Origin of the sequence: Spongiactinospora sp. 9N601 (assembly GCF_044326295.1) — a bacterium.
GTDB lineage: Bacteria > Actinomycetota > Actinomycetes > Streptosporangiales > Streptosporangiaceae > Spongiactinospora > Spongiactinospora gelatinilytica.
Genome location: NZ_JBIRBB010000054.1, coordinates 1 through 2,056 on the forward strand (window position 1 = coordinate 1; position 2,056 = coordinate 2,056).

A 2,056-nucleotide genomic window follows, 5' to 3' on the forward strand; every position below is an offset into this window, starting at 1 on the left:
ACAACGGCCGGACGAACACCTCGGGCTTACGTGCCACGACCACCTCCCAGAACTACTCCGGGACAAGGCTGGCGTGCTCACTCGCCGAGATCAATAACCCCAGCAAGATTCGGTGATGCGCCACTAGTCGGACGCCGGGAGCCGCGCCATGGGCCCTTCACTGTCGCTTCGAGCACGCGGACTAGATTCGCTTCTTCCCTGGCGGCTCTTGCGGGCACCGTGCGGGGTTCGTTGCTGTCGGATCGGCTTGCCTGGGAGGGCGCGATGCTGGAAGAGGCCAAAGACCACGAAGAGATCATCGAGCGTATCGCCGCGCTGAACATAGGCAAGGCCACATTGGTGTGCTGCGTGCCAGTCCCCGATGACCGGCGGCCCGGCCGCCGCATGCAGGAGATCACCTTCCCTCCACGATGACCCGGCCTCTGCTGGGCATGGCCGATCACCTGCGGGCGCTCGGCGTGACCCGGGTGGTCATCGAAGCGACCAGCGACTACTGGAAGCCGGTCTTCTACCTGCTAGAAGCAGCCGGCTTCGAGACCTGGCTGGTCAACGCCCGCGACGTCAAGCACCTGCCCGGACGCCCCAAGAGGACCGGATCGACGCGGCCTGGCTATGCAAGGTGGCCGAGCGGCAGATGCTGCGCCCCAGCTTCGTCCCGCCACCCGAGAGCCGCCGACCGATGACATCTCTCTGGAACAACCTAGGAGAGTACGTCGAGAAGACCGCGGTGGCCGAGCACCACCATTGCCTGCACCTCCTAGACCCCGCCCCGGCGCCTCCGATCGCGGACCGGCCAGGCCGTGACCTGGAACAACTAGCCGCTAATGCGGCCACGGCCCGCGCCGAAACCATCGCGATCGTGGTGCGCACCCGCGAGCGCTACGAGCAGGTCCAAGCGCTGAAGCTGAAGGCAAGGGCATCAAGCCGATCATGCGCGAACTCGGCCTGGCCAAGAAGACCGTCCGCAGGTTCTACCGGGCCAAGGCCATCGAGGACGTCCTGGATACCTGCCTGGCCGGACGGCCAAGCAAACTCGATCCCTACAAGCCCTACCTGCACGAATGTTGGAATGACGGGCTGCACCAACGTCCTGGAGCTGTACCGCGAGATCGCCGCTCAGGGCTATCGTGACAGCTACGGCTCAGTCCGCGACTACCTGGCCCCGTTCCGCGAATCCCGCACCGCGCTGCCCCCGGCCGCCAAGCCGCCCAAGGTCCGCACCCTCGCCAGCTGGATCATGACCCATCCCGACAACCCGGACAGCGACGACCAGGTCACGCTCAAGAACGCGCTGGCCGACTGCCCGCACCTCGACGCCCTCACCGGCCACGTGCGGGGCTTCGCCGAGATGATGCTCGAACGACAAGGTGACCGGCTGGAGGGCTGGATGACGAACGTCGACGCAGACGACCTACCCTACCTGCGCTCTTTCACCCTCGGGCTACGCCGCGATCACGCCGCCATCCTCAACACGCTGACTCTCCCGCACAGCTCAGGTGCAGTTGAGGGCAACGTCAACCGCGTCAAGATGCTCAAGCGGCAGACCTACGGCCGCGCCACCTTCGCACCTCACCACGTGAGGCTCACAGGCGGCCGTAACGATCATGAGATGTGGGCCAGATCCAGAATTTGGCCGTCGTTGACAGCACTTCCCTCCAGCCAGACATCATCACGCCAGGCGTGATCTCCTGCTCGTTACGCTCGGCTGCCCGTCGGGGCGGCATCTGCCAGCGCCAGCCCATCCAATGCAGCAGATAGTCCAACCTCCACAGCGTGTAAGAGATCTCGAAACTGCGCCCAGACCAGCTCGACGATCCGCGCCAAGGTCCAGCACTGATCCTCGCCCAGCAGTGTGCGGCTGGCCCTTCGTACAGCATCGCCGGCAACGCGGCCAGCTGAGCCTCAGTCGCTTGCACTTCTCACCCCCGGCCAGGGCCGAAGCGTTCTCAGGTTGTAAGACCGAGTAGCTGTAGGCCGTCCATTGGGTGGCTGCGGTAGTGATCGGTGGCGGCGGCGATGTTGGTCCAGCCGATCAGGCGGACCAGGCCGATGGCCA

Annotated in this window: 4 protein-coding genes; 3 read left to right on the forward strand and 1 reads right to left on the reverse strand. The window is 65.3% G+C overall.

Translation table 11 applies throughout. The features are described 5' to 3' along the window. The first annotated feature begins 264 nt into the window (after window positions 1-264). From ACH34R_RS44055 to ACH34R_RS44065, 3 genes are all read left to right on the forward strand, one after another. Window positions 265-414 (forward strand): hypothetical protein, encoded by a 150-nt coding sequence (locus ACH34R_RS44055; RefSeq protein ID WP_397567611.1) that lies wholly within the window; start codon window positions 265-267, stop codon window positions 412-414. Continuing rightward, window positions 411-683, forward strand: a complete 273-nt coding sequence (locus ACH34R_RS44060) for a hypothetical protein (RefSeq protein ID WP_397567612.1) — start codon at window positions 411-413, stop codon at window positions 681-683. Before ACH34R_RS44055 ends, ACH34R_RS44060 begins: the two co-directional genes overlap by 4 nt. A 386-nt stretch (window positions 684-1,069) precedes the next feature. Then, complete coding sequence (locus tag ACH34R_RS44065; RefSeq protein WP_397567613.1) at window positions 1,070-1,684, forward strand: transposase; 615 nt, start codon at window positions 1,070-1,072, stop codon at window positions 1,682-1,684. On the opposite strand, the gene ACH34R_RS44070 is transcribed toward ACH34R_RS44065, so the two are convergent. Continuing rightward, a complete protein-coding gene (locus ACH34R_RS44070) occupies window positions 1,584-1,877 on the reverse strand; it encodes a winged helix-turn-helix domain-containing protein (RefSeq protein ID WP_397567614.1) in 294 nt (97 codons plus the stop codon). The two genes, ACH34R_RS44065 and ACH34R_RS44070, sit on opposite strands and share 101 nt — an antisense overlap. Window positions 1,878-2,056 lie beyond the last annotated feature (179 nt).

What these genes read in the sequence shown, in the direction of transcription:
- ACH34R_RS44055 (WP_397567611.1), top strand. Translation starts at nt 265, where the DNA reads ATGCTGGAAGAGGCCAAAGACCACGAAGAGATCATCGAGCGTATCGCC.
- ACH34R_RS44060 (WP_397567612.1), top strand. Translation starts at nt 411, where the DNA reads ATGACCCGGCCTCTGCTGGGCATGGCCGATCACCTGCGGGCGCTCGGC.
- ACH34R_RS44065 (WP_397567613.1), top strand. Translation starts at nt 1,070, where the DNA reads ATGACGGGCTGCACCAACGTCCTGGAGCTGTACCGCGAGATCGCCGCT.
- ACH34R_RS44070 (WP_397567614.1), bottom strand. Translation starts at nt 1,877, where the DNA reads ATGCTGTACGAAGGGCCAGCCGCACACTGCTGGGCGAGGATCAGTGCT.